This is a genomic window from Streptococcus ratti FA-1 = DSM 20564, assembly GCF_000286075.1.
In the GTDB taxonomy this organism is placed as follows: Bacteria; Bacillota; Bacilli; order Lactobacillales; family Streptococcaceae; genus Streptococcus; species Streptococcus ratti.
Window position 1 is genome coordinate 323,717 of record NZ_AJTZ01000005.1, and the last position, 22,415, is coordinate 346,131.

Consider the following 22,415-nt stretch of genomic DNA (forward strand, 5'->3'; position numbering starts at 1 on the left):
GTATGACAGGAATTAAAATTGCTATTGACGGTCCTGCTTCAAGTGGGAAGAGTACAGTCGCTAAGATTATTGCAAAGGATCTCAATTATACTTATTTGGATACAGGAGCCATGTACCGCTCTGCGACTTATTTGGCCCTTCAAAATGATGTTGCCCTAACTGATGAAGGTGCTATTGTTGAACTTTTACAGAAATATCCAATTAGTTTTGGCCGCCGCGAAGATGGGCAGCAGTTAGTCTTTGTCGGGGATGTTGATGTCAGCCTTCCTATCCGGGAAAATGAGGTAACCAATAATGTTTCCACGGTATCAGCCCTGCCTTTGGTGCGTGAAACTTTGGTTGCGCTTCAGCGTCAGATTGCTGATCAAGGCGGTATTGTTATGGATGGCCGTGATATCGGAACGGTTGTTTTACCAGATGCTGAATTAAAGATTTTTCTGATTGCTTCTGTTGATGAAAGGGCTGAGCGCCGATATAAGGAAAATCTTGAAAAAGGGATTGAAACTGATCTAGCTAAGCTTAAAAGAGAAATTGCAGCGCGTGACTACAAGGACAGCCACCGAAAGGTTTCTCCTCTTAAAGCAGCTGCAGATGCTATTACTTTTGACACAACAGGTGTAACAATTGATGGTGTTGTAAACTTTATTGAAGAAAAAGCAAAGAAAATGATTGACAGACATTAATTGACATGTTATACTGATTAACAGTGAGAAAAGCAGAAGTGAGAACTTCTCGCCTTGCGACTAAGGTTGTCTGGCCCAACATGTCAAAATTCCTTATCTAAGGAAAGTTATGTGTGCGGGCTTGAAATGTCAAGTCCGCTTTCGTTTTTCTCGAAAAAATATAAAGGGGTGAAGAACATAGCTAAAAAAGATTTGTTCATTAATGATGAAATTCGTGTCCGCGAAGTTCGTCTTATTGGCCTTGATGGTGAACAATTAGGAATTAAGCCCTTGGCAGAAGCGCAGTCTATTGCTGATGATGCCAATGTTGACTTAGTTTTAATTCAGCCGCAGGCTACACCGCCTGTAGCCCGTATCATGGACTATGGTAAGTTCAAATTTGAGTATCAGAAGAAGCAAAAAGAGCAGCGCAAAAAACAAAGCGTTGTTACTGTTAAGGAAGTCCGTCTCAGTCCTGTTATTGACAAAGGGGACTTTGAAACAAAACTCCGCAACGGCCGTAAATTCCTGCAAAAAGGAAACAAGGTGAAAGTTTCAATTCGTTTTAGAGGACGTATGATTACTCACAAAGAAATCGGAGCAAAGGTCTTAGCTGATTTTGCTGAAGCAACGCAGGATATTGCGATTATTGAGCAAAGAGCTAAAATGGATGGCCGTCAGATGTTTATGCAGCTGGCACCAATTCCAGATAAAAAATAAGTCGATAAAAATAGTAAAGTAGGAGAATATTAAAATGCCAAAACAAAAAACACACCGCGCATCAGCTAAACGTTTTAAACGTACAGGTTCAGGTGGATTGAAACGCTTCCGCGCTTACACATCTCACCGTTTCCATGGTAAAACTAAGAAACAACGTCGTCATCTTCGCAAGGCATCAATGGTGCATTCAGGAGATTTCAAACGTATCAAATCAATGCTTACTCGCTTGAAATAAGTGTGTCAGTTTAGAAAAATTAGAAAGAACTATTGGAGGATCAATAAATGGCTCGTGTTAAAGGTGGCGTTGTTTCACGCAAACGCCGTAAACGTGTTTTAAAATTAGCTAAAGGTTACTATGGTGCAAAACATATCTTGTTCCGTACTGCAAAAGAACAAGTGATGAATTCATATTACTATGCCTACCGTGACCGCCGTCAAAAGAAACGTGATTTCCGTAAATTGTGGATCACTCGTATCAATGCGGCAGCTCGTATGAACGGACTTTCATACTCACAATTAATGCATGGTTTGAAATTAGCCGAAATTGAAGTTAACCGCAAGATGCTTGCTGACTTAGCAGTTAATGATGCAGCAGCTTTCACAGCTCTTGCAGATGCAGCTAAAGAGAAGCTGGGTAAATAAGGATATAAAAAGTGGGATGGTAAGTTATTGACTTTGTCCCGCTTTTTTATTGCTTAGCAGTGCTAGTACACGGGAAGCACGGTCTGTCAGCGAATATAAGAAATCTAGCAGACATAGCCACAGTCAGTACAGATGAAATACTATTTTGGGGGATGAAGATGGCTTGTTTAGTTAAAATGCGGTTTTCGTCAATATTTAAAAAGACTGGAAAAGAGTTCATTACTCTTTTCCAGTCTTTTTTATACAGAATTATTTTTTCGAATCCGTATTTGCTGTTGATGAGGAGGCCTTGGTTTCTTCCGGGTGTAATTCCTTGTAACTTGGGGCTTTGTATAAATCTTGGGTTGATTTGTTGCCGTTTTTGCTATAAAGGCTGGTTGAATTTTTACCTAATTTCTTTTCAATTTTTTTCAGAGAAGCCAGAGAGTCATTCTTATATGAGATAGAACTGATATTCACCTGTTTTAGACCGCTGTCTTTATCAAAGCGCAGCAAGTCACCTGTTTGAATTTCGTCACTCATACTAAGCTGCTTATCAGCTGCTTTACGGAGTTCCTTAAGTTTTGCGGTTGTCGTTTCATCAGGGTTGGTGATTTCAACACCTGTCTTGGTATCATAGACCTGTCCGCTGTAGTTGGTATAGTTAGGGGTGATGTAGTTGCCTTCAGAGCGGAAAGCAACCAGCTGTTTATTAGCTGGAGACAGCAAATCTTGCCCTAATTCAATATAGTTTTTACTGTCAATTCCAAGCAGATGGAGCAGCGTTGGCAGAGCATCAACTTCACCGCCGTAGGTATTGCTGATAAAGCCCTTGTCTGTTCCAGGAACATGAATCATGTAAGGAACGCGCTGCAGCATGGCATTGTTGTATTCTGTCCATGTCTGTGGATCTTTGCCCAGAAGCGGTGCGAGGTCAGTATTTCTTGAATTTGCAATACCGTAATGGTCGCCGTACAAGACAATAATGGAATTTTTATATAGACCGGAAGCTTTCAAATAGTCAAAGAAACTTTTGATTGCAGAGTCTAGATAATTAGCAGTTGCAAAATAACCATTTATGGTTTCGTCATCTGTCTTAGCAAGAGGGAAGCCCGTATCATCACCAGTCAGACTTTGGTAAGGGTAGTGATTAGATACGGTAATAAACTTGGTATAAAAAGGCTGCTGCAGATGCTCCAGATATTTAATGGAATCTGAGAACATGACTTTATCATTAAGACCGTACTGGAAGGAATTATCCTTGGTCATTTTAGACATGTAAGACTGATCAAAGAAATGCTGATAGCCTAATTGTTTGTAAGCATTGTTGCGATTCCAGAAAGTGCCGATATTACCATGAAAGACAGCACTGCTGTAGTTGTTGGTATCATTGAGGATGTGCGGTGCGGCCTGCTGGGTGTTGTCCCCTCCGTATTGGACGAAGAAAGATCCTTGGTTGAGGCCAAAAAGCGATGTTTCCATGAGGGTTTCAGCATCAGATGTCTTTCCGGCTTTAACCTGATGGAAGAAGTTTGAAAATGCAAATGTTTCTTTGGAGTGGTAAAGAGAATTGAGGAAAGGCGTGACGACATACTCTTTGCCATCAACATTGAGCTTATAATCAATAAGGAACTGCTGGAAACTCTCCAAATGAAGGATGATGACATTCTTGCCCTTGGCAATGCCATAATACTTAGAATTCGGAGCGGCATAATGTTCTTTGACATATTTCTTAACAGTTCCTAGCTCGTCAGCAGTTGCCTCAGACCGTACTTTTTGTGTTTGATAGGTTTGATTGGCACTGTAGGCACTAAAAGCCGGCAGACCTAAAGCACGAACAATGTAGACATTTGAAAAGCCGCGTGTCAGCAATTCGGGCCGGTCAATTTCGGCCATGAAAAGATTAATCGAAAAGAAAAGTCCTGATAGTGCTGAAATAGCAAAGCTGGCTCTTTTATTAAAAGGTCTTGGATCAAAAGAAATTTTCTTGAGGGAAAAGAGCGTGATGAAGATGATGTAATCTAAAATGTAAATAGCATCCCAAGGTCTTAACAAATTAAGAGCCGAAGCTCCCAATCCGGCAGAAGTTTTACTGCTGGCAAGAGCTGCGCTGACCGTAATGAAATCCGAAAATTCTCTGAAGTAAATTGAATTTGCAAATAAAAGAACATTGAGCACAGTGTAAATGACAGCTGCGACGATGTAAAAAGCGCGCGTGTTTTTTATGTAAAGGCTCAGCCCCAGAAGCAGCAAAGATACTGGAATAGGATTAATCAGTGTTAAAAGAAGCTGATAGGAATTTCCTATGTCCAAACTAAAATCAATATTATAGGCCCACAGAGTTTTGAGCCAATAAATGAGCACAAGTGTCAAAATAAATCCTAAACGCGTCTTGACAACGCTCAGGAGAAATTTAACTATTTTTTTCATTATACCGATTCCTTATCATTATAAAGATAAAATCTCATTACTTGATTATAACATAAATTTATTTTTGGCATATAGAAGAAATGTTTTTTAAGGGAGAAAATTTCTTAATTTTTTGTTATAATGATTGTTATGAATAGACTTAGGGTGAGCTTTTCAGCGGAAAAAAAGATTAAGCTGGGAATTCAGTTATTAAGCAGTAAAGATTTTCCCCATATAAGGCTGACTGACCAGATGGTTTATCTGTATTCTCAGGCGGACAGTTTTTTAGGGACTGCTTACCTGTCCAAGCAAAATAAGGGAGTCGGCTGGTTGCTGTCATCCAAAAAGGTGACACTGGATCAGGCTTATTTTGTTGAATTGTTTCAAAAGGCTAAAGAAAAGCGGGAAGCTCTGGCAAATTCGGATTTAACGACAGCCTATCGTCTTTTCAATCAGGATGGCGATTTTTTTGGCGGTATGACTGTTGACCGTTACGGGCAGTTTGCTCTTTTTTCTTGGTACAATGCTTTTGTTTATCAGCTGAGAGATCAGATTACAGCTGCCTTTTGTCAGGTGTACCCAGAATTTTTGGGGGCCTATGAAAAAATTCGTTTCAAAGGACCTGATTACGAATCGGCTCATTTATACGGAAAAGAGGCACCTAGGCATTTTGTTGTTACAGAAAATGGTGTGTCTTACAGCGTTTTTTTGAATGATGGCTTGATGACAGGTATTTTTTTGGATCAGCGTCAAGTGCGTAACAGCCTAGTAAATGGCTTGGCCGCTGGGAAAAGAGTCTTAAATTTATTCTCTTATACAGCTGCTTTTTCTGTTGCCGCTGCTATGGGCGGAGCTCTTGAGACAGTATCAGTGGACTTGGCTAAGCGTTCTAAAGAGCTTTCTTTAGAGCATTTTCAGGCCAATTATTTGGATATGGCTCAGCATCAGCTGCTTGTTATGGATGTTTTTGAGTATTTCAAATACGCTAAGCGACATCAGCTGACCTTTGATGTTCTCATTATTGATCCACCGAGTTTTGCGAGAAACAAAAAAGCGACCTTTTCTGTTTCAAAAGATTACCATAAGTTAATTAGTCAGGGACTGGAGATTTTATCTGAAGGCGGTCTTATTATTGCTTCAACAAATGCTTCTAATATGACAGTGCCTCAGTTTAAAAAACAAATTGAAAAAGGTTTTGAGAAACAAAAACACGCTTATCTTGACTTACAGCAGTTACCCAGTGATTTTGCAGTAAATCCAAAAGATGAAAGCAGCAATTATTTAAAAGTATTTACAATAAAGGTTTAGTTATTTATGAAAATAGTAGTTCCTGTTATGCCTCGAGATATTGACGAGGTTAATCAGCTTGATTTAGCAAAAATTAGCAGCGCTGACATCATTGAATGGCGGGCAGATTATCTGTCTAAGGATGACATTCTGACAGTAGCTCCGGCTATTTTTGAAAAATTTGCAGGGCGTGAAGTCATCTTCACCCTGCGGACAGAAAAAGAGGGCGGCAATATATCGCTGACCAGTTCGGAATATCTTGCAATTATTCGTGATATTGCAACTCTTTATCAGCCGGATTATATTGATTTTGAGTATTTTTCTTATCGTGAAGTCCTAAAAGAAATGTACGATTTTTCTAATTTAGTTCTGTCCTATCATAATTTTAAAGAAACTCCTGAAAATTTGATGGAGGTATTTTCGGAACTGACAGCTCTGGCACCGCGTGTGGTGAAGATAGCTGTCATGCCGCAAAATGAACAGGATGTCCTTGATTTGATGAACTATACGAGAGGGTTCAAAACCTTGAATCCTGAGCAGGACTATGTTACCGTGTCCATGTCCAAATTAGGACAGGTATCGCGTTTAGCGGGTGATTTAACAGGCAGCTCGTGGACTTTTGCCAGTTTGGAGCAAGAAAGCGCTCCAGGGCAGGTTTCATTGACAGATATGCGCAAAATTAAGGAGGTTTTAGATGCAAATTGACGGTCATACGCGTTTAGCAGCAGTTGTTGCGACACCAATTAAACATTCTATTTCACCATTTATTCATAATTATGCCTTTGATAAAACGGGTGTCAACGGCGTTTATGTAGCTTGGGATATTCCAGAGTCTGAACTTGAGGCTACTGCGGAAAATGTCAAACGTTATGATATGTTCGGTATTAATATTTCTATGCCTTACAAGCAAGCTGTTATTCCTTATCTTGATGAGATAACAGAAGCAGCTGACCTAATTGGAGCGGTCAATACGGTTGTCAATCAAGATGGCAGACTCTTAGGTTACAATACAGATGGGCTGGGCTTTTTTAGAAGTCTGAGTGTTTTTGCTGATTTTGATGTTAAGGGTAAGGTGATGACTATTCTTGGCGGCGGAGGTGCTGCAACAGCTCTTATTGCTCAGGCCGCCATCAATGGTGCTGCAAAGATTAATATTTTTAATCAGACAGAGTTTTTACAGGAAACTAAGGAAAAGGCTCAGCGGATTTCTAGTAAAACGGGTGTTCCTCTTGACGTTTTTCCGGTTGAAGATGTGGATTTAATTCAGGAAAAAGTTTTAGAATCAGACTTATTTGTCAATGCTACCAGTGTTGGTATGGATGGCGAATCCATGATCATTGACGAAAATTTTGAATTTCCTGAGAATATCATGGTTGCCGATGTTATTTACCAGCCTTTTGAAACTCCGTTTTTGAAGTTGGTACGCAGCCGCGGCCTAAAGGCTGTCAATGGTTTGGGGATGCTTTTATTTCAGGCAGCAGAAGCTTTTGAGCTCTGGACAGGAAAAGAAATGCCCAGTCAGGAAATTTGGCAGGCTTTAGAGGAAAAGTATAAAACAAAATAAAATAGGTGATTTTATGAAATTAAATGTTAATCTCCCTGATGCTCCCTATGACATTATGATTGAAAAGGGCAGTTTATCCAAGGTCGGCCAATGGGTCAAGACACTTTGGAAGCCGCAAAAAATTGCTATCATTACTGACAATCGTGTCGGAGGTTTCTATGCTGAAAAAGTAAAACTCAGCCTTGAAGATGCAGGATACGAAGTGGTTGTTTTTGATTTTTTAGAGGGTGAAGCCAGAAAAAATTTAACAACAGTTAATAAGGCTTATGAATTCTTAGTAAAACAAGGAATGACCAGAAGCGATGGGATTATTGCTCTTGGCGGCGGTGTTGTTGGAGACTTAGCAGGATTCGTTGCTTCAACCTATATGCGCGGTGTTCACTTTTTACAAATTCCGACCAGTTTAACGGCCCAAGTAGATTCATCTATTGGCGGTAAGACAGGTGTTAACACACCCTTTGCTAAAAATATGGTGGGGACCTTTACCCAGCCTGACGGTGTTCTGATTGATCCGGATACTCTCAAGACGCTTGGCAAACGTGAACTGATTGAAGGCATGGGTGAGGTTATCAAATACGGTTTGATTGCTGATGTGCCCTTGTGGGAAAAATTGGAGGCTCTGGATGGTTCTGCAGATTCCATCTTAGAAAATTCTGAGATGATTATTTACCATTCCTGTGATGTTAAGCGAAAAATCGTTATCGAAGATGAGCTGGATAACGGCGTTCGTCTTTACCTCAATTTTGGTCATACAATAGGGCATGCGATTGAGCAGACAGCTGGCTACGGCAAGGTCATGCATGGTGAAGCTGTTGCCATTGGTATGGTACAGGTTTCCCGTGTTGCTGAAAAAAAGGGCCTTATGTCTGAGGGAGTAACAGATAAAATTGAGGCCATGTGTTCTAAGTTTGGTTTGCCGACTGACTATGAGCCATGGGACATTGAATCGATGTATCAAGCTTTGAGACATGATAAAAAAGCGCGCGGTCAAATGATTAAGATGGTTATTGTTCCTCAGTTGGGGCAGGCTGCTATCAATGAAATCAGTCTGGAAGAGATGAAGGAGTACTTGGAGAAGTAAGATGAGATATTTCACAGCTGGGGAGTCGCACGGCCCTCGTCTGACAGCTATTATTGAAGGAGTACCAGCAGGTTTGCCTTTGACTGCTGAATACATTAATGCTGAATTGAAGCGCCGTCAAGGAGGCTATGGCCGCGGCGGACGTATGAAAATTGAATCCGATCAGGTCGAAATCACATCAGGTGTCCGTCATGGTTTAACAATGGGAAGTCCAATTACACTTAATGTTACCAACAGAGACTTTAAGAACTGGACTGAAATCATGAGTGCTGCTGATATTGAGAAAAAGAAAAAATCTATTCGCAAGCTGACCAAGCCGCGTCCGGGGCACGCAGATTTAGTGGGTGGCATGAAATACCGTTTTTCTGATTTGCGTAATAGCTTAGAGCGCTCCAGCGCGCGTGAAACAACCATGCGTGTCGCAGTAGGAGCAGTGGCTAAAAGGATTTTAGAAGAAGTCGGCATGGATCTTGCCAGCCATATTGTGGTCTTTGGCGGGATTGAAATTGATGTCCCCGAAAATCTAACAGTAGCTGAAATCAAAGAGCGTGCACGTCAATCAGAGGTTTCTATTGTTAATCAGGATCGTGAACAAGAGATTAAAGACTATATTGACCAAATCAAGAAAGAAGGCAATACTATTGGCGGTGTCATTGAAACAGTCGTTGGCGGCGTGCCTGTGGGACTAGGTTCCTATGTTCAATGGGATCGCAAACTAGATGCTAAAATAGCACAGGGTGTTGTTTCCATTAATGCTTTCAAAGGTGTCGAGTTTGGTTTAGGGTTTAAGGATGGCTATCTTAAAGGCAGTGATGTCATGGATGAGATTGTCTGGTCTAAAGAGGATGGCTATACTCGCAAATCCAATAATCTCGGTGGTTTCGAAGGTGGTATGACCAATGGTCAGCCTATCGTTGTCCGCGGTGTTATGAAGCCGATTCCGACACTCTATAAACCTTTGATGAGTGTTGATACGGAGACACATGAGCCTTACAAGGCCAGTGTAGAACGCTCAGATCCGACAGCTGTTCCTGCAGCTGCAGTTGTTATGGAAAGTGTAGTTGCAACTGTTTTGGCAGCAGAAGTTCTGGATAAGTTTTCTTCTGATAATATGGAAGAACTGAAGGAAGCAGTCGAGCGCCATCAACAATTTGTCAAAGCCTTTTAACGTTTGAAGAATTTGCGAAACTAGCGGAATTTTTTCAAAGTTAGAAACAGCAGCTGACTTGGTTTGGAGAAAAAGATGGAAGAAAAAACTATTTATGTAGCAGGTTTAGGTCTGATTGGCGCTTCTCTTGCTTTAGGGATTAAGCGCGGGCATCCAGACTATAAAGTGATTGGCTATAATCGCTCTGATAAGTCGCGTGAAGTTGCTCTGGAGCGCGGAATTGTTGATGAGGCTACATCTGACTTTAAAGAATTTGCTCCTTTGGCAGATATTATTATCTTGGCAGTGCCGATTAAACAAACAATCGATTTTATCAAAATTTTGGCAAATTTGGATTTAAAAGAAAATGTTATTATTACAGATGCCGGTTCTACCAAATTTGAAATTGTCAAGGCTGCAGAGCATTACCTTAAAGATAAGCCTATCCAGTTTGCAGGCAGCCATCCGATGGCTGGAAGCCATAAATCAGGAGCTATCGCAGCAGACGTCAATCTCTTTGAAAATGCTTATTACATCTTTTCGCCGTCGAGTCTGACTAAAGCTGATACCATACCTGCTTTACAAGATCTTTTATCAGGTCTGCATGCTAGATATGTTGAAATTGATGCAGCAGAACACGATCAAGTGACTAGCCAAATCAGTCATTTTCCCCATATTATTGCTTCAAGCCTGATGGAGCAGGCAGGTGACTTTTCAGAGAGCCACGAAATGACCAAGCACTTTGCTGCGGGCGGTTTTCGCGATATGACGCGCATTGCAGAAAGTGAACCTGGCATGTGGACGAGCATTCTGTTGACGAATTCTCAAGCCGTTTTAGATCGCATTGAAAATTTCAAGCAGCGGCTGGATGGAATTTCTGATTTAATTAAAGCTAAAGATGAAGATGCCATTTGGGAATTCTTTAATCGAGGCCGGCAAATTCGTAAAAATATGGAAATCCACAAACGCGCAGGTGTTGACAGCTTTTATGATCTTTATGTTGATGTTCCCGATGAAGAAAATGTTATTTTGGAAATTTTGGAGCTGCTGAGAGGCACCTCTTTGGTTAATATCCGCATTAATGAAGAGAATCGAGAAGATATTAACGGGATTTTGCAGATTTCATTCAAGAATGAGCGCGATCTTAAACGTGCTGAGGGGCTCATTCGTAAACATACCAACTATCGTGTTTATTTAAATTAAAGGAGACAATATGACAGTAAATGTATATGATTTAGCAAATGATTTGGAGCGCGCTATTCGTGCTTTGCCTGAGTATCAAGCCGTTTCAGCGGTTAAATCTAAAATTGACGCGGATGAAGAGGCCAAAAAACTGTGGTCTGAGTTTACAGAATTTCAAATGAAAATTCAAGGGCTTATGCAGACAGGTCAAATGCCAACACCTGAAATTCAAGAAGAAATGCAAAGTTTCGGTCAAAAAATTGAAGCCAATCCACTCTTAAAAGAATATGCTGAATCTCAGCAGGCTCTGGGTGTTTATATTAATGATATTGAACGTATTGTTTTTCAGCCTCTTCAAGATCTGGCTAAAACAGACGCCTAAATATCAAGTATTGATCAGACAGTGTTTTAAAAGGCAGGATGAATTATCTGTCTTTTAAAAATCAGTTAATTATTAAACAAAATCCCTCATTAGATGAATATCTATGAAGTAATAATTCCAAAAAGTTAAATATTATATTTAAGCTAAGGATTGAGTTCTGTACTGGACAGGACTCAGTCCTTTTGGCTTTAGTGTGATGCGTTTATTGTTGTAATAGTCAATGTAGTCTGAAATAGGAGTTTTCAATTCTTCAAGAGAAGACAACGTCTTCTCAAATCCTGTGAGGCGGGAGAGTTTGGATTTGTTAAAGGCAGGCAAGCTGTCTGCTGAGGAGATAGCAGAGCAGTTTGATTTGGCTGCTGCCACGAGTTTCAATTACCATAAGGTTTTAAAACAGTCCGATTTGACTTTGGCAACAGGTGAGAAAAATTTTATGTACTATGAGTTGAACACCTCGGTTCTTGAAGAAGGGCTGGTCTGGTTGGCTGACTTGAAAGGAAGTAAAGACGATGAAAATGAATAAAAAATTAGTGGTATTGACGAGTTTGCTTACTCTGCTGCCTGTTTTGATTGGCTGCTTCCTATGGTCACGATTGCCAGAAACGGTAGCAACACATTTTAGCTTATCAGGTAAAGCAGATGGTTTTAGCAACCGTTTGTTTACAATGTTTGGACTTCCGTTCTTTCTTTCTACCATTTGTCAAGTTTATCAACGGTTTTGAGAACTATTTTTTAAAGATATAGTAGATGTTTAAAGTCTACTGTATCTTTTTAAGTTGTTTAAATCTAAAAAGTGTACACTAAAACAACACCTTATTTTGTGATTTTTTTGATAAGGTGTTACAATAATAGTGCATAACCCCTTTATTGATTTTTGGTTGAAGTATAATCGTAAAGTTTGTTATGCGTTATGAGGTAATACATTGTCCGAATGAGACGATGTATGGAGGCAATCGTGTGTGGCTTGGTTGAAGTCGTTTGCGATTGTCTTTTTCGTTTCTCATAAAAGTCTGCGATATGGCAAGGATTGGTGTGACTGGCTGAAGCGATATTGTGAATGCATTTGAAAAGAATCTTTCTGGCATAAGGGTTGCCGCGTTTGGTAATGTGTTCCTGTGCCAAAAAGTTTCCAGATTCATAGTGCCTAAGATCAATGCCAATAAAGGCGTTGATTTGATTGGCAGACTGAAAACGGCGAATATCTCCCAGTTCACCAATAATGCTTGTTGCAGTTGTTTCAGCGATACCAGGAATAGAGAGAAGGATCTCATATTCTGGTAAAGGCTTAGCTAGAGTAACCATTTGGTCTAAGACAGCTTTCCTGCGTTCAGAAAGTCTGAGTAATTCTTGTGCATAGTAACGGATCTCTTCGAACATTGGAGAGGTTTTCTTAACGGCACAATAAGACTGATTGGCTAGTGCTGTCAGCTTCTCTGCTAAGTAAACCACACGCTTGTCAGAAATGCGTTTTGAAGTGGATTGCCGAATACTATCTAAGAGTTCATTGCCATCCCTATCTAAGACCAACTCCTTACAAGGAAAAGTCATGACCAATTTCCAGTATTGTTCCCCAGTTGGTGTTGCCAAGATATTTTCCAACTCTGGGAAAGCGACCTGCAAGACCTTGTGCAGACGATTTTTGGCCCGAACAATGTCCTCAGTCAGATTCTGATAGAAACGGCTGAGATCCCGCAAGTTTTGGTAGACTTCTTCTTGGACATAAGTCGGTTTACGATTCAGCACAAATTGAGATTGAGCCAGTTTTTCAGCGTCAATTTGATCGGTTTTCCGTACACGCAAGCTATCCAGTTGCTTCTTAGCTTCTAAGGGATTAAGTCGTGTGTAAGCATAGCCATTATCTTCTAGAAAAGCCTGAAGACGACGAGAATAAACGCCAGTCGCCTCGAAGACAATCTCTGGCTTGTGGACGGTTTTCAAATCGCCAAGTAGCCGAGCAAAGCCAATGGCATCATTGGGCATGGTATAGCCATGAACCTTCTCGCCGTTGACTAGAATAGCCACTTCTGAACTTACCTTACTCACGTCAATCCCAAATACTACTCGCATGCTATTACCTCTTTGTCTTGAATGATTCCTTGTTTTAGTGATGTCATTTTCAATACGCGACGTCTGGCGCCCCACATACTTTGATAACATTCTTCCTAAAACAGGTGTCTTGCCAGTTTTTGTTACGACGTCCAGCGCCTAGAGAGAACACGACTTAACAAGACACCTCTACTTTATCATCTTGAGAATGAAAAAAGTAGCGAGTACTCTCTCCCGTTGGAGATTTCTTCACTACTAATCTTAGTATGTTTTTGTTGCTGCACTGGTTTTGTCTCTTTGTAACTAGTGGGGATCCCAAATCAGCTAATGCTGACAGAAAAATGCAGACTTTTGTCTACTGGTTTTGTCCATCTGTTTCTAATATTCTTATGCTGGGAATTTGTTTACCTAAAACAAGACAAAGTTATACCATTGGTATTCGTCTTCCTTGGACCTTGGACAATGAAGAAAACTGGGTGAAGACCCATCGTATGGCTGGCAGACTCTGGGTAATTGGCGGTTTATTAATTTTATTAGATGTTTTTTTCCATTTAAGCCATGAAATACTGACAATGGTTACTCTCTGTGTTTTGATTGTGTTGCCAGTGATTTATTCTTACTATCTTAGTTTGAATGTCAAAAAATAAAAAAGCTTCTGAATCGGTGTCCTTGAGCAGTTTTGAGTTTGACGGCTCTATTTTCTTGTGATATGCTAAGATTAAGATACGTGATATTTTCTCGGTTGAAAATATCTAATTTTAAAGTGAGAGTTGAGATGTTAAAACAATTTTACCCCTATGCCTATGTAGACAGTGTCTATGCGATTGATTACGAGAAGCTTTATAGATCAGGCTATCGAGCCTTGATTTTTGATATTGATCAGACACTTGTTCAACATGGTTATCCGTCAACCAAAGAAGTTGATGCCCTTTTTAGTGGCCTTCATGCTCTTGGTTTTAAGACACTATTTTTATCCAATAACAGTGACGAGCGGATTCAGGATTTCACTAAAAATATTGATGCTCAGTATATTCCCATGGCTGATAAGCCACAGGTTGATGGTTATTTAAAAGCTCTGCAGTTATTAGAGATTGATAAGGATCAGACAATTTTTATTGGAGATCAAGTATTTACAGACATTCTTGGAGCTAATCGTGCAGGTATTCCTAGTATCTTGGTCAAATTTTTAAGACATGAACATGAGACTAAAATCGGGAAGAAACGTCAATTGGAACGACTCATCCTAGCATGCTACCAGATGAGTCGTCATAAAAATAGATTGGGAAGTATTGATAAGGGGAGTAAATAGATGGTTTTTTGGAATAAAGAGTTGCTGTTTTGTGAAATTAGTCCGACAACTTACGCTATTTCTGTACAGAAAGAAATTATCAAGCGTCATTTACAAGACTTTAAGGCAAAGAAAAACTTTGCTAAAACCTTTGATACACATATTTTACCCCAGTTGGTATCCAGTCATGCTTCGGGCCTTATCAAAAAAGGACCTGGGATTGATGTTAGCTTGCAAAAAAATAAGGCAATTAATATTGATATCGCCTCTAAAAAAATGAATCACATTTTAATTCGTCCAGGGGAAGAGTTTTCTTTTTGGAAGTTAGTTGGAAAAATTACCAAGCGTCATGGCTATTTGGACGGTCGTGTCATTATGGGAGATAAGGTTGAGCCGGGGCTTGGCGGTGGACTTTGCAATTTAGCCAATACAATTAACTGGCTGATTGTTCACAGTCCGATGGATATAACAGAATTTCACACGCATTCTGATGCACTAGCACCCGACGGTGACAAGCGTACTCCCCTAGCTAACGGTACTTCAGTAGCCTATAACAATATTGATTATCGCTTTAAAAATAATACTGACCAAATAGTACAAATGCTTTTATGGTGTGACAATGAAACTTTATTTGCTGAATTAAGAAGTGAGCGTGACTTTCCTTGGATTTATGAAATTTTAGAAGAAGACCACCATTTCAAAAAGGAGGGGCAAAAATTTTACCGTAATTCTAAAATTTATCGCTTAAAACGTGATAAGCAAACGGATCAGGTTTTAGAGAAAACTCTGATTTGGGACAATCATTCAGAAGTAATGTTTGACTATGACTCAATTCCGCAAGAACTAATAAGAGATCAAAAGAGCTAGGTTTTTATCCTAGCTCTTTTGATCTCTTAAACATAATCGTTTAGTACAGTATGGAAGTGAGGAATAGAATAGAACTTTATAAGCATTACAAGTCTATATCTAAGAGCAATGATTTTTATTCTGCTCCCTTTTGATTAATATAATCGCAAACAGCGTTGATTTGCTGGGTAAAATCGTGGCCAAACTTATTTTCAAAGAAAGCACTGCCGATGGTGAAAGTCCAAGGTGCTGCATCTTGGATTTGATCTAAACGCTGATAACTATCAATACTTCCTGCAATACAAACAGGTGCAGGAACTTGTTCGACAAAGGCCTTGTTGAGCGCAATAGCATCTCCTGTATAACGGTAGCCAAGAAGATCAAAGCCATGAACACCTTTATCAAGATAAGCTTTTGCTTGTTCTATCATGCTATCGATACTTCCGTCTAAAACAGACGGACGACCTGTGATTTCCCCTACAAAGGGCATGTATTTCATCTGGTTTTCTTTACAGAAGTTATTAATTTTGTCAGAAAATATGGTTCCCATCAAAAAATCACAACCACACTCAACAGCGATTTTTGCACCTTCTAACCCTTCTTTTTCGCTATATTCAACGACTTCTAAAAAGGTGGTTTTGCCCTGAGCTCTCATATAAGCAAAGAGTTCTTTCATCTGAGGAAGCGGCAAAGCTTTTTCTTTAAATCCCCAAAATTTAGCCTTGGAATCTTTATGTTTGTCAAAAATGTCGTAAGCATTTTCGACAGTCAAATCGTTATGAGTTAACATAACAATAAGTTCAGAATGGCTCACTTAATTTTCCCTTCTCTTAAGTTAATGTAAATACTTTAAAAATTATATCATTAAATCCCTGATCTGACAATGAAGCGGGCCCAATCTGATGAGCAAAAAGTCTTCTTAAATTGATAAATTCATGATTTCTGACTGTGTAGCGATAAAGTCAATAAAATTCTTTAAGTCGGTATGCAGCTCCTTGCCTTTATGATAGGCAGCATAATAGACGCGGCGATTTTCCAATGATTTAATATGGGGACAGACTCACCATCGGGAGCTAATAATGCCTGGGCTTTGACTTCGGGTAAGTTAGCAGCTGAAAAAATTAAGAATAAAATTGAGCACTAACCTTTTGAAGGCGGTTTGTTTCCTATTATTTAAGGAATGGGCCGTCTTATTTGCAAACTGTTATGGTTAATCTTAATTTTATGGCATAAGTTTGTCAAAACATCAGAAAATTTAGCAAAATTATGATAAAATGAATGTAACTTTCCTAAAAAATTCGCTATAATGACTGCCGCTGCAGTTTTGGCGGTCAAAGTTGGGGGAAGTCAGCCTTAGATTAGGCAGAAGCAGTTAACAGTCTTATCTCATGTTTCTTCTTGAACTTGGAACAGTTTAGTTAAAATGAATTAAAGGAGTTTGTTATGGCAAAAGTGTTGCTTGGCTTTATGGGTGCCGGCAAAACAACAGTTGCTGGGGAATTGCAAGAAAGCTTTGATCAGTTTTTAGACATGGATCTTATTATTGAAGAGCGTATCGGCATGTCTATTTCAGAATATTTTGCGCGGGAAGGAGAGGCTAGCTTTCGTAAGATTGAGTCTCAGGTGCTGGAAGAATTATTGGCTTTAGAAGGAAACATTATCATTTCTACAGGCGGCGGTGTTGTTATTTCAGAACACAATCGCGAACTACTGAGAGCCAACCGTAAGAATAATGTCCTTTTGGCTGCATCCTTTGAAGTGTTGTATGATCGTATTGAACATGATAAAATCTTCCAGCGTCCGCTCTTCCTAAACAATTCCAAAGAAGACTTTCATGGGATTTATGAACGCCGCATGAAACTCTATGAAGGTCTGTCGGATTTGATTATCAATACCGATCACCGCACTCCAAAAGAAATAGCCAGAATTATTGAGTGCATGTAAGGTATTTCTTCCATACTATGTAGCCTGTTTCCACCCTTGCGGTGGTTTTTTTGTTTCTGAAATTATGGTAAAATAAAGGAAAATTATTTTTGGAGCAATAAATGAAACTACGGACAAATGCAAAACAGTTAAAAGGACAGCTAAGAATTCCAGGAGATAAATCGATTAGCCACCGTTCGATCATATTTGGCAGTTTGGCCCAAGGGGTAACCACTGTTTATGATATTTTGCGCGGTGAGGATGTCCTATCAACAATGCAGGTCTTTCGCGATTTGGGCGTTGACATTAAAGATGAGGGAGATGTGGTTGAAATTCATGGCCGTGGATTTAAGGGGCTTAGGGCGCCTCAAAATGCCTTGGACATGGGAAATTCAGGGACGTCTATCCGCTTGATTTCAGGAGTTTTGGCAGGTCAGGATTTTGAAGTGGAAATGTTTGGAGATGACAGTCTGTCCAAGCGGCCTATGGATCGGGTGACTATTCCGCTTCGGCAGATGGGGGTCACAGTTTCCGGACGAACCGAGCGCGATTTGCCGCCTTTAAAAATGAAGGGATCAAAAGCACTCAAACCCATCCACTATCAGCTTCCGGTTGCTTCTGCTCAAGTTAAATCAGCCCTTATTTTTGCAGCGCTTCAGGCTGACGGTGAAAGCATCATCATTGAAAAAGAAAAGACACGCAATCATACTGAGGATATGCTCAAACAGTTCGGCGGTCATTTAGAGGTAAAGGGTAAAGAAATTCGCATTGCCGGCAAGCAAGAGCTGACGGGACAAAAAGTCACTGTTCCTGGTGATATCTCAAGCGCAGCCTTCTGGCTGGTTGCAGGGCTGATTGTTCCTAATGCTAAGCTAACCCTTAAAAACGTTGGAATCAATGAAACGCGGACAGGGATTCTCGAAGTTATTAAGGCTATGGGCGGCAAGATTAAGCTAAGTGATAAGGATGAGACGGCAAAAGCAGCAACCATCACGGTTGAGAGTTCCCAGCTAAAAGGAACAGAAATTGGCGGAGATATTATCCCGCGCTTAATTGATGAGCTGCCGGTTATCGCTCTTTTAGCGACACAGGCTGAAGGAAAAACAATTATCCGGGATGCTGAAGAGTTGAAAGTCAAGGAGACCGATCGTATTCAAGTTGTAGCAGATGCCCTGAATGCCATGGGTGCTCACATTACACCGACGGATGATGGAATGATTATTGAAGGAAAAACCAATCTTCACGGTGCTAAGGTCAATACTTTCGGCGATCACCGTATCGGTATGATGACTGCCATTGCAGCTTTGCTGGTGGCTGATGGCGACGTTGAATTAGAGCGAGCCGAAGCAATCAATACCAGCTATCCTAGCTTTTTTAGTGATTTAGAAAGAATTATCCAGGATTGATAGTTTAGAATAACCGCCATATTTTTGTTTTCATGGCAAAATCAGCTGCTTCAAAGTACTTTTGAAGCAGCGGGTAGGCTGTGAAAAGCTAGATAGAATTGCTAATATTACTGCTTAAACACCCCTAACAATCAATTGAGGAAATAAATCAAATGAAAATTGCTTATTTAGGTCCCAACGGATCCTTTACGCATAATGCAGCTATACAGGCTTTTCCGGAAGCTGAACTGCTTCCTTTGGCTAATATTACGGAAGTTATCAAGGCTTATGAGGATCAGAAGGTTGATTTTGCCATTGTTCCTATCGAAAATTCGATTGAGGGCAGTGTTCATGAAACCACTGATTATCTGTTTCATCAAGCAGAAATTCAAGCTGTGGCTGAAATCATTCAGCCGATTAAGCAGCAACTGATGGCTGTTCGAACAGACAGGAATATTGAGAAGATTTTTTCTCATCCTCAAGCCATTGCTCAAGGTAAAAAATATATTAAACATCATTATCCTAATGCTAAAATTGAGATGACTGCCAGCACTGCTTATGCAGCTCGGCTGGTAGCGGAGCATCCTCAGGAAAACTTTGCGGCCATCGCCCCTAAAGCAGCAGCTGATGAATATGGTTTGTCTATTATTGCACAAGATATTCAGGAAATTGAAGAAAATTATACACGTTTTTGGGTGCTGGGCCATCAAGTGCCCGAGATTCATCTGGAAAAGACTGATGACAAAGTATCGCTGGCTCTGACACTTCCTGACAATCTTCCGGGAGCCCTTTACAAGGCCTTGTCCACCTTTGCTTGGAGAGGGATTGATCTGACTAAGATTGAAAGCCGCCCTTTGAAGACGGTTCTGGGGGAATATTTCTTTATTATTGATTTTGAGAATGACAATAAAAAATTGGTTTCTTTTGCCCTTGAAGAGTTGACAAGTATCGGAATTCAGTATAAAATTTTGGGTATGTATGCCGTTTACAGGCTTTAAAAGAATTGCTAAGTATTAGAAAAAAATAAGTTAGAGACATTAAAAAATGAGCAGAAACGACAAGGGGAAAGTAAGCCGTCATGAACAGCTGCGTTACGAGTACCTCTTAAGAAACATAGCCTATCTCAGCGAGCGTGAACAGGCTGAGTTTGACTATCTTAGAAAGAAGGTTGAAGCTAACAGCGCTGAGGAAGCCTCTTATTATGATGAGCCTGAGGAAGATTACTATCAGGATTATGGACAGTCTTATGATGATTATTATGACGATGATTATCAAGATGATGATTCATGGAAGGAAGATTCTTCAAATGGTCAATACACAGAACAGGGCCTGCCTGTTTATCCAGACCAGACATCAAAGCGCTCCCGTCAGAGCCGCAAGGAGGAAAAGGCAGCTCAGGCACTGACTAAGGTTAAGCCGAAGAAAAAACGGCTGACCTTTAAACGTTTTTTAAAAATTATCAGTCTTATACTGCTAGCAGTATTTGTTGGTATGGTCATTATGTTTATTAAGGGAGTGTATGATATTTCCTCCGGAAAAAATAAGGACTATAAACCAGCTGTTGTTGAAAAATTTAACGGTCAAGATGCCAAAGACGGAACGAATATTTTGGTTTTAGGAAGCGATCAGCGCATCACACAAGGTTCATCAGAAGCACGGACAGATACTATCATGGTCTTAAATATCGGCAATAAAGATAAGAAGATCAAGATGGTCAGCTTTATGCGCGATACGCTTGTTAATATTAAAGGTGTTAGTGCTGATAATTACTCTTATGACAATAAGCTTAATACAGCCTTCAACATTGGAGAGCAGGACAATAACCAAGGCGCTGAGCTGATGCGTCAGACCCTCAAGCGTAATTTTGATATTGACATTAAATATTATGTCATGGTTGATTTTCAAACTTTTGCAGAAGCCATTGATACGCTTTTCCCTAATGGCGTAGAAATTAATGCTAAATTTGCTACGGTTGATGGCAATGCAGTGGATTCTGTTGAAGTACCGGATGACCTGAATATGAAAAACGGTGTCGTACCTAATCAGACGATTTCTGTCGGCAAACAGAAGATGGACGGACGGACGCTCCTTAACTATGCACGTTTTCGTAAGGATGACGAGGGTGATTTTGGGCGAACCAAGCGTCAGCAGCAAGTTATGTCGGCTGTTATGTCCCAGATTAAAAATCCGGCTAAGCTCTTTACAGGTTCTGCAGCCTTAGGTAAAATTTATGCTTTGACCTCTACCAATATATCTTACGGCTTTTTGCTTAGCCATGGTTTATCCGTTTTGACCAACGGTAAAGAAATTGAACAAGTAACAGTCCCTGAGTACGGTGATTGGATCGATGACTACGATATGTACGGCGGTCAGGCACTGTCTATTAACTTCAAAAAATATAAAAAGAGACTGTCGAAATTAGGCGTTCGCTAATATGATATAATAAAAGGCGGCTGAGAAGTTGAGACCGCCTTTTATATTGGAGAAAAAATGTTAAAAAAGAATGATATTGTAGAAGCTGAAATTGTTGATTTAAGCCATGACGGTTCAGGGGTTGCCAAAATTAACCGCCTGGTTTTCTTTGTGGATAATACTCTGCCGGGTGAAAAAATCCTTATGCGTGTGCTCAAAGTCAGAAAAAATATCGGTTACGGAAAAGTGGAAGAATATCTCACCAAATCACCATACCGAAATGAAGATGTAGATACAACCTATTTACGAACAGGGATTGCTGATTTTGCCCATCTGGCTTACAGCCAGCAGCTTAAATTTAAAGGTAAACAGGTAGCAGATAATCTCTACAAAATCGCAGGAATTACAGATGCAGAAATAGCAGAAACATTGGGGATGGACCATCCTTTCGCCTATCGCAATAAGGCACAGATCCCCGTCCGCCGTGTCAACGGTCAGCTGGAAACAGGTTTCTTCCGCAAGAATTCCCATGACCTCATGCCCATTGAAGATTTTTATATTCAAGACAAAGAAATTGACAGGCTCATCAATTTCATGCATGATTTGCTGCGTCGCTTTGACATCAAACCTTATGATGAAAAAGAGCAGACAGGTCTCATCCGCAATTTGGTTGTTCGCCGCGGCTATTATACCGGTCAGATGATGCTGGTTCTGGTAACGACGCGCCCAAAAATCTTCCGTATTGAGCAGCTGATTGAAAAGATTGTGACCGAATTTCCAGCGGTCAAATCCATCATCCAAAACATCAACGATAAGAATAGCAATGCTATTTTTGGTCCAGAATTCCGCACGCTTTATGGAGTAGATACCATTGAAGATACCATGCTGGGCAATCGCTTTGCCATTTCCGCCCAATCCTTCTACCAAGTCAATACTGTCATGGCAGAGAAACTCTATCAGACAGCTATTGATTTTTCAGAGTTAACCGCTGATGATGTGGTCATTGATGCCTACTCAGGAATTGGGACAATAGGCTTGTCTTTTGCTAAGCAGGTCAAGGCCGTTTACGGCGTGGAAGTTGTCGAAGCGGCTGTCCGTGATGCTCAAAAAAATGCTGCGCTCAACAAGATTACAAATGCTCACTACGTGGCAGACTCAGCCGAGAATGCCATGGCCAACTGGAGCAAGCAGGGCATCAAACCTGATGTTATCCTTGTTGACCCACCGCGCAAGGGCTTGAGCCAAAGCTTTATCAAAGCCAGTGCCGCCATGCAGCCCAAGAAAATCACCTATATCTCCTGCAATCCGGCCACCATGGCGCGTGATATCAAGCTTTATGAAGAACTGGGCTACAAACTTACTAAGGTCCAGCCCGTGGATTTGTTTCCGCAGACGCATCATGTTGAATGCGTAAGTTTGCTTGTCAAGGAATGAAGTGACAAGGAGAAGCGTTATTTCTG

Annotated in this window: 23 protein-coding genes, 2 pseudogenes and 1 other annotated feature; of the genes and pseudogenes, 21 read left to right on the forward strand and 4 right to left on the reverse strand. The window is 40.4% G+C overall.

Features of this window, described 5'->3' with window-relative positions; translation table 11 throughout:
- Positions 1 to 2: 2 nt before the first annotated feature.
- The 4 genes from cmk (at position 3) to rplT (ending at position 2,024) form a co-directional block, all read left to right on the forward strand.
- Positions 3 to 683 carry a (d)CMP kinase gene (cmk, locus tag SRA_RS03590; RefSeq protein ID WP_003087727.1) on the forward strand — a complete coding sequence of 227 codons (681 nt, stop codon included), beginning with the start codon at positions 3 to 5 and terminating at the stop codon, positions 681 to 683.
- Positions 684 to 707: 24 nt separating this feature from the next.
- Positions 708 to 836 (forward strand) — a sequence feature (ribosomal protein L20 leader region).
- A 15-nt stretch (positions 837 to 851) separates the two neighbouring features.
- Complete coding sequence (gene infC, locus SRA_RS03595) at positions 852 to 1,382, forward strand: translation initiation factor IF-3 (protein ID WP_003087728.1); 531 nt, start codon at positions 852 to 854, stop codon at positions 1,380 to 1,382.
- Between the two features lie 34 nt (positions 1,383 to 1,416).
- On the forward strand, positions 1,417 to 1,617 hold the full coding sequence (gene rpmI / locus SRA_RS03600) for a 50S ribosomal protein L35 (RefSeq protein ID WP_002263327.1): 201 nt from the start codon (positions 1,417 to 1,419) through the stop codon (positions 1,615 to 1,617).
- A gap of 47 nt (positions 1,618 to 1,664) precedes the next feature.
- Entirely contained in the window at positions 1,665 to 2,024 is a 360-nt protein-coding gene (gene rplT, locus SRA_RS03605; protein ID WP_003087760.1) for a 50S ribosomal protein L20, read from the forward strand.
- Positions 2,025 to 2,273: 249 nt separating this feature from the next.
- Here the strand turns inward: rplT and SRA_RS03610 are convergent, their stop codons facing one another.
- The gene (locus tag SRA_RS03610; protein WP_003087761.1) at positions 2,274 to 4,433 is read right to left on the reverse strand and encodes an LTA synthase family protein; all 2,160 of its coding nucleotides are present in this window, start codon (positions 4,431 to 4,433) and stop codon (positions 2,274 to 2,276) included.
- A 129-nt stretch (positions 4,434 to 4,562) separates the two neighbouring features.
- Here SRA_RS03610 and SRA_RS03615 point away from each other — a divergent pair, with 129 nt between their 5' ends.
- From SRA_RS03615 to SRA_RS03645, 7 genes are all read left to right on the forward strand, one after another.
- Positions 4,563 to 5,720: a class I SAM-dependent rRNA methyltransferase gene (locus SRA_RS03615; RefSeq protein WP_003087763.1), complete on the forward strand. Its 1,158-nt coding sequence runs from the start codon at positions 4,563 to 4,565 to the stop codon at positions 5,718 to 5,720.
- A gap of 6 nt (positions 5,721 to 5,726) precedes the next feature.
- Positions 5,727 to 6,404: a type I 3-dehydroquinate dehydratase gene (gene aroD / locus SRA_RS03620; RefSeq protein WP_003087764.1), complete on the forward strand. Its 678-nt coding sequence runs from the start codon at positions 5,727 to 5,729 to the stop codon at positions 6,402 to 6,404.
- Positions 6,394 to 7,263 (forward strand): shikimate dehydrogenase, encoded by an 870-nt coding sequence (locus SRA_RS03625; protein ID WP_003087767.1) that lies wholly within the window; start codon positions 6,394 to 6,396, stop codon positions 7,261 to 7,263. The genes aroD and SRA_RS03625 overlap by 11 nt, the downstream gene beginning before the upstream one ends.
- 13 nt (positions 7,264 to 7,276) lie before the next feature.
- Complete coding sequence (gene aroB, locus SRA_RS03630; protein WP_003087769.1) at positions 7,277 to 8,344, forward strand: 3-dehydroquinate synthase; 1,068 nt, start codon at positions 7,277 to 7,279, stop codon at positions 8,342 to 8,344.
- Between the two features lies 1 nt (position 8,345).
- Positions 8,346 to 9,512 carry a chorismate synthase gene (gene aroC / locus SRA_RS03635; protein WP_003087771.1) on the forward strand — a complete coding sequence of 389 codons (1,167 nt, stop codon included), beginning with the start codon at positions 8,346 to 8,348 and terminating at the stop codon, positions 9,510 to 9,512.
- Between the two features lie 75 nt (positions 9,513 to 9,587).
- Positions 9,588 to 10,694: a prephenate dehydrogenase gene (locus tag SRA_RS03640; protein WP_003087773.1), complete on the forward strand. Its 1,107-nt coding sequence runs from the start codon at positions 9,588 to 9,590 to the stop codon at positions 10,692 to 10,694.
- Between the two features lie 10 nt (positions 10,695 to 10,704).
- A complete protein-coding gene (locus tag SRA_RS03645; protein WP_003087774.1) occupies positions 10,705 to 11,055 on the forward strand; it encodes a YlbF/YmcA family competence regulator in 351 nt (116 codons plus the stop codon).
- A gap of 138 nt (positions 11,056 to 11,193) precedes the next feature.
- On the opposite strand, the pseudogene SRA_RS09940 reads toward SRA_RS03645, so the two are convergent.
- Positions 11,194 to 11,334, reverse strand: a pseudogene (locus SRA_RS09940) (IS3 family transposase); the annotation flags it as partial.
- Between SRA_RS09940 and SRA_RS03650 the strand changes: the two are divergent.
- Both SRA_RS03650 and SRA_RS03655 read left to right on the forward strand, forming a co-directional pair.
- Positions 11,288 to 11,578: a winged helix-turn-helix transcriptional regulator gene (locus SRA_RS03650; protein ID WP_174267035.1), complete on the forward strand. Its 291-nt coding sequence runs from the start codon at positions 11,288 to 11,290 to the stop codon at positions 11,576 to 11,578. The pseudogene SRA_RS09940 and the gene SRA_RS03650 overlap by 47 nt on opposite strands.
- Positions 11,565 to 11,744, forward strand: a pseudogene (locus SRA_RS03655) (DUF1648 domain-containing protein); the annotation flags it as partial. The gene SRA_RS03650 and the pseudogene SRA_RS03655, both read left to right, overlap by 14 nt.
- Before the next feature lie 175 nt (positions 11,745 to 11,919).
- Here the strand turns inward: SRA_RS03655 and SRA_RS03660 are convergent.
- A complete protein-coding gene (locus SRA_RS03660) occupies positions 11,920 to 13,122 on the reverse strand; it encodes an IS110 family RNA-guided transposase (protein WP_003087782.1) in 1,203 nt (400 codons plus the stop codon).
- Between the two features lie 245 nt (positions 13,123 to 13,367).
- Here SRA_RS03660 and SRA_RS03665 point away from each other — a divergent pair, with 245 nt between their 5' ends.
- The 3 genes from SRA_RS03665 (at position 13,368) to SRA_RS03675 (ending at position 15,256) form a co-directional block, all read left to right on the forward strand.
- Positions 13,368 to 13,748, forward strand: a complete 381-nt coding sequence (locus SRA_RS03665) for an SdpI family protein (protein ID WP_003087784.1) — start codon at positions 13,368 to 13,370, stop codon at positions 13,746 to 13,748.
- Positions 13,749 to 13,876: 128 nt separating this feature from the next.
- A complete protein-coding gene (locus SRA_RS03670; protein WP_003087785.1) occupies positions 13,877 to 14,410 on the forward strand; it encodes a YqeG family HAD IIIA-type phosphatase in 534 nt (177 codons plus the stop codon).
- A complete protein-coding gene (locus SRA_RS03675; protein ID WP_003087787.1) occupies positions 14,411 to 15,256 on the forward strand; it encodes a VanW family protein in 846 nt (281 codons plus the stop codon).
- Between the two features lie 115 nt (positions 15,257 to 15,371).
- Here the strand turns inward: SRA_RS03675 and SRA_RS03680 are convergent, their stop codons facing one another.
- Positions 15,372 to 16,049: a hypothetical protein gene (locus SRA_RS03680; protein WP_003087789.1), complete on the reverse strand. Its 678-nt coding sequence runs from the start codon at positions 16,047 to 16,049 to the stop codon at positions 15,372 to 15,374.
- Between the two features lie 629 nt (positions 16,050 to 16,678).
- Here SRA_RS03680 and SRA_RS03685 point away from each other — a divergent pair.
- From SRA_RS03685 to rlmD, 5 genes are all read left to right on the forward strand, one after another.
- Entirely contained in the window at positions 16,679 to 17,179 is a 501-nt protein-coding gene (locus SRA_RS03685; protein ID WP_003087794.1) for a shikimate kinase, read from the forward strand.
- A 101-nt stretch (positions 17,180 to 17,280) separates the two neighbouring features.
- Positions 17,281 to 18,564: a 3-phosphoshikimate 1-carboxyvinyltransferase gene (gene aroA, locus SRA_RS03690; RefSeq protein ID WP_003087796.1), complete on the forward strand. Its 1,284-nt coding sequence runs from the start codon at positions 17,281 to 17,283 to the stop codon at positions 18,562 to 18,564.
- A gap of 152 nt (positions 18,565 to 18,716) precedes the next feature.
- A complete protein-coding gene (gene pheA / locus SRA_RS03695; protein WP_003087798.1) occupies positions 18,717 to 19,541 on the forward strand; it encodes a prephenate dehydratase in 825 nt (274 codons plus the stop codon).
- A gap of 46 nt (positions 19,542 to 19,587) precedes the next feature.
- Positions 19,588 to 20,976 carry an LCP family protein gene (locus SRA_RS03700; protein WP_003087799.1) on the forward strand — a complete coding sequence of 463 codons (1,389 nt, stop codon included), beginning with the start codon at positions 19,588 to 19,590 and terminating at the stop codon, positions 20,974 to 20,976.
- A 57-nt stretch (positions 20,977 to 21,033) separates the two neighbouring features.
- A complete protein-coding gene (rlmD, locus tag SRA_RS03705; RefSeq protein WP_003087800.1) occupies positions 21,034 to 22,389 on the forward strand; it encodes a 23S rRNA (uracil(1939)-C(5))-methyltransferase RlmD in 1,356 nt (451 codons plus the stop codon).
- Positions 22,390 to 22,415 lie beyond the last annotated feature (26 nt).

Bases quoted from the DNA above. Each gene is read 5' to 3' on its own strand.
- SRA_RS03670 (WP_003087785.1), top strand. From the start codon at position 13,877: ATGTTAAAACAATTTTACCCCTATGCCTATGTAGACAGTGTCTATGCG.
- SRA_RS03640 (WP_003087773.1), top strand. From the start codon at position 9,588: ATGGAAGAAAAAACTATTTATGTAGCAGGTTTAGGTCTGATTGGCGCT.
- aroC (WP_003087771.1), top strand. From the start codon at position 8,346: ATGAGATATTTCACAGCTGGGGAGTCGCACGGCCCTCGTCTGACAGCT.
- aroD (WP_003087764.1), top strand. From the start codon at position 5,727: ATGAAAATAGTAGTTCCTGTTATGCCTCGAGATATTGACGAGGTTAAT.
- SRA_RS03625 (WP_003087767.1), top strand. From the start codon at position 6,394: ATGCAAATTGACGGTCATACGCGTTTAGCAGCAGTTGTTGCGACACCA.
- SRA_RS03645 (WP_003087774.1), top strand. From the start codon at position 10,705: ATGACAGTAAATGTATATGATTTAGCAAATGATTTGGAGCGCGCTATT.
- rpmI (WP_002263327.1), top strand. From the start codon at position 1,417: ATGCCAAAACAAAAAACACACCGCGCATCAGCTAAACGTTTTAAACGT.
- SRA_RS03610 (WP_003087761.1), bottom strand. From the start codon at position 4,433: ATGAAAAAAATAGTTAAATTTCTCCTGAGCGTTGTCAAGACGCGTTTA.
- aroA (WP_003087796.1), top strand. From the start codon at position 17,281: ATGAAACTACGGACAAATGCAAAACAGTTAAAAGGACAGCTAAGAATT.
- SRA_RS03660 (WP_003087782.1), bottom strand. From the start codon at position 13,122: ATGCGAGTAGTATTTGGGATTGACGTGAGTAAGGTAAGTTCAGAAGTG.
- SRA_RS03700 (WP_003087799.1), top strand. From the start codon at position 19,588: ATGAGCAGAAACGACAAGGGGAAAGTAAGCCGTCATGAACAGCTGCGT.
- pheA (WP_003087798.1), top strand. From the start codon at position 18,717: ATGAAAATTGCTTATTTAGGTCCCAACGGATCCTTTACGCATAATGCA.
- SRA_RS03615 (WP_003087763.1), top strand. From the start codon at position 4,563: ATGAATAGACTTAGGGTGAGCTTTTCAGCGGAAAAAAAGATTAAGCTG.
- SRA_RS03675 (WP_003087787.1), top strand. From the start codon at position 14,411: ATGGTTTTTTGGAATAAAGAGTTGCTGTTTTGTGAAATTAGTCCGACA.
- SRA_RS03665 (WP_003087784.1), top strand. From the start codon at position 13,368: ATGTTTTTGTTGCTGCACTGGTTTTGTCTCTTTGTAACTAGTGGGGAT.
- aroB (WP_003087769.1), top strand. From the start codon at position 7,277: ATGAAATTAAATGTTAATCTCCCTGATGCTCCCTATGACATTATGATT.
- SRA_RS03685 (WP_003087794.1), top strand. From the start codon at position 16,679: ATGGCAAAAGTGTTGCTTGGCTTTATGGGTGCCGGCAAAACAACAGTT.
- cmk (WP_003087727.1), top strand. From the start codon at position 3: ATGACAGGAATTAAAATTGCTATTGACGGTCCTGCTTCAAGTGGGAAG.
- rlmD (WP_003087800.1), top strand. From the start codon at position 21,034: ATGTTAAAAAAGAATGATATTGTAGAAGCTGAAATTGTTGATTTAAGC.
- rplT (WP_003087760.1), top strand. From the start codon at position 1,665: ATGGCTCGTGTTAAAGGTGGCGTTGTTTCACGCAAACGCCGTAAACGT.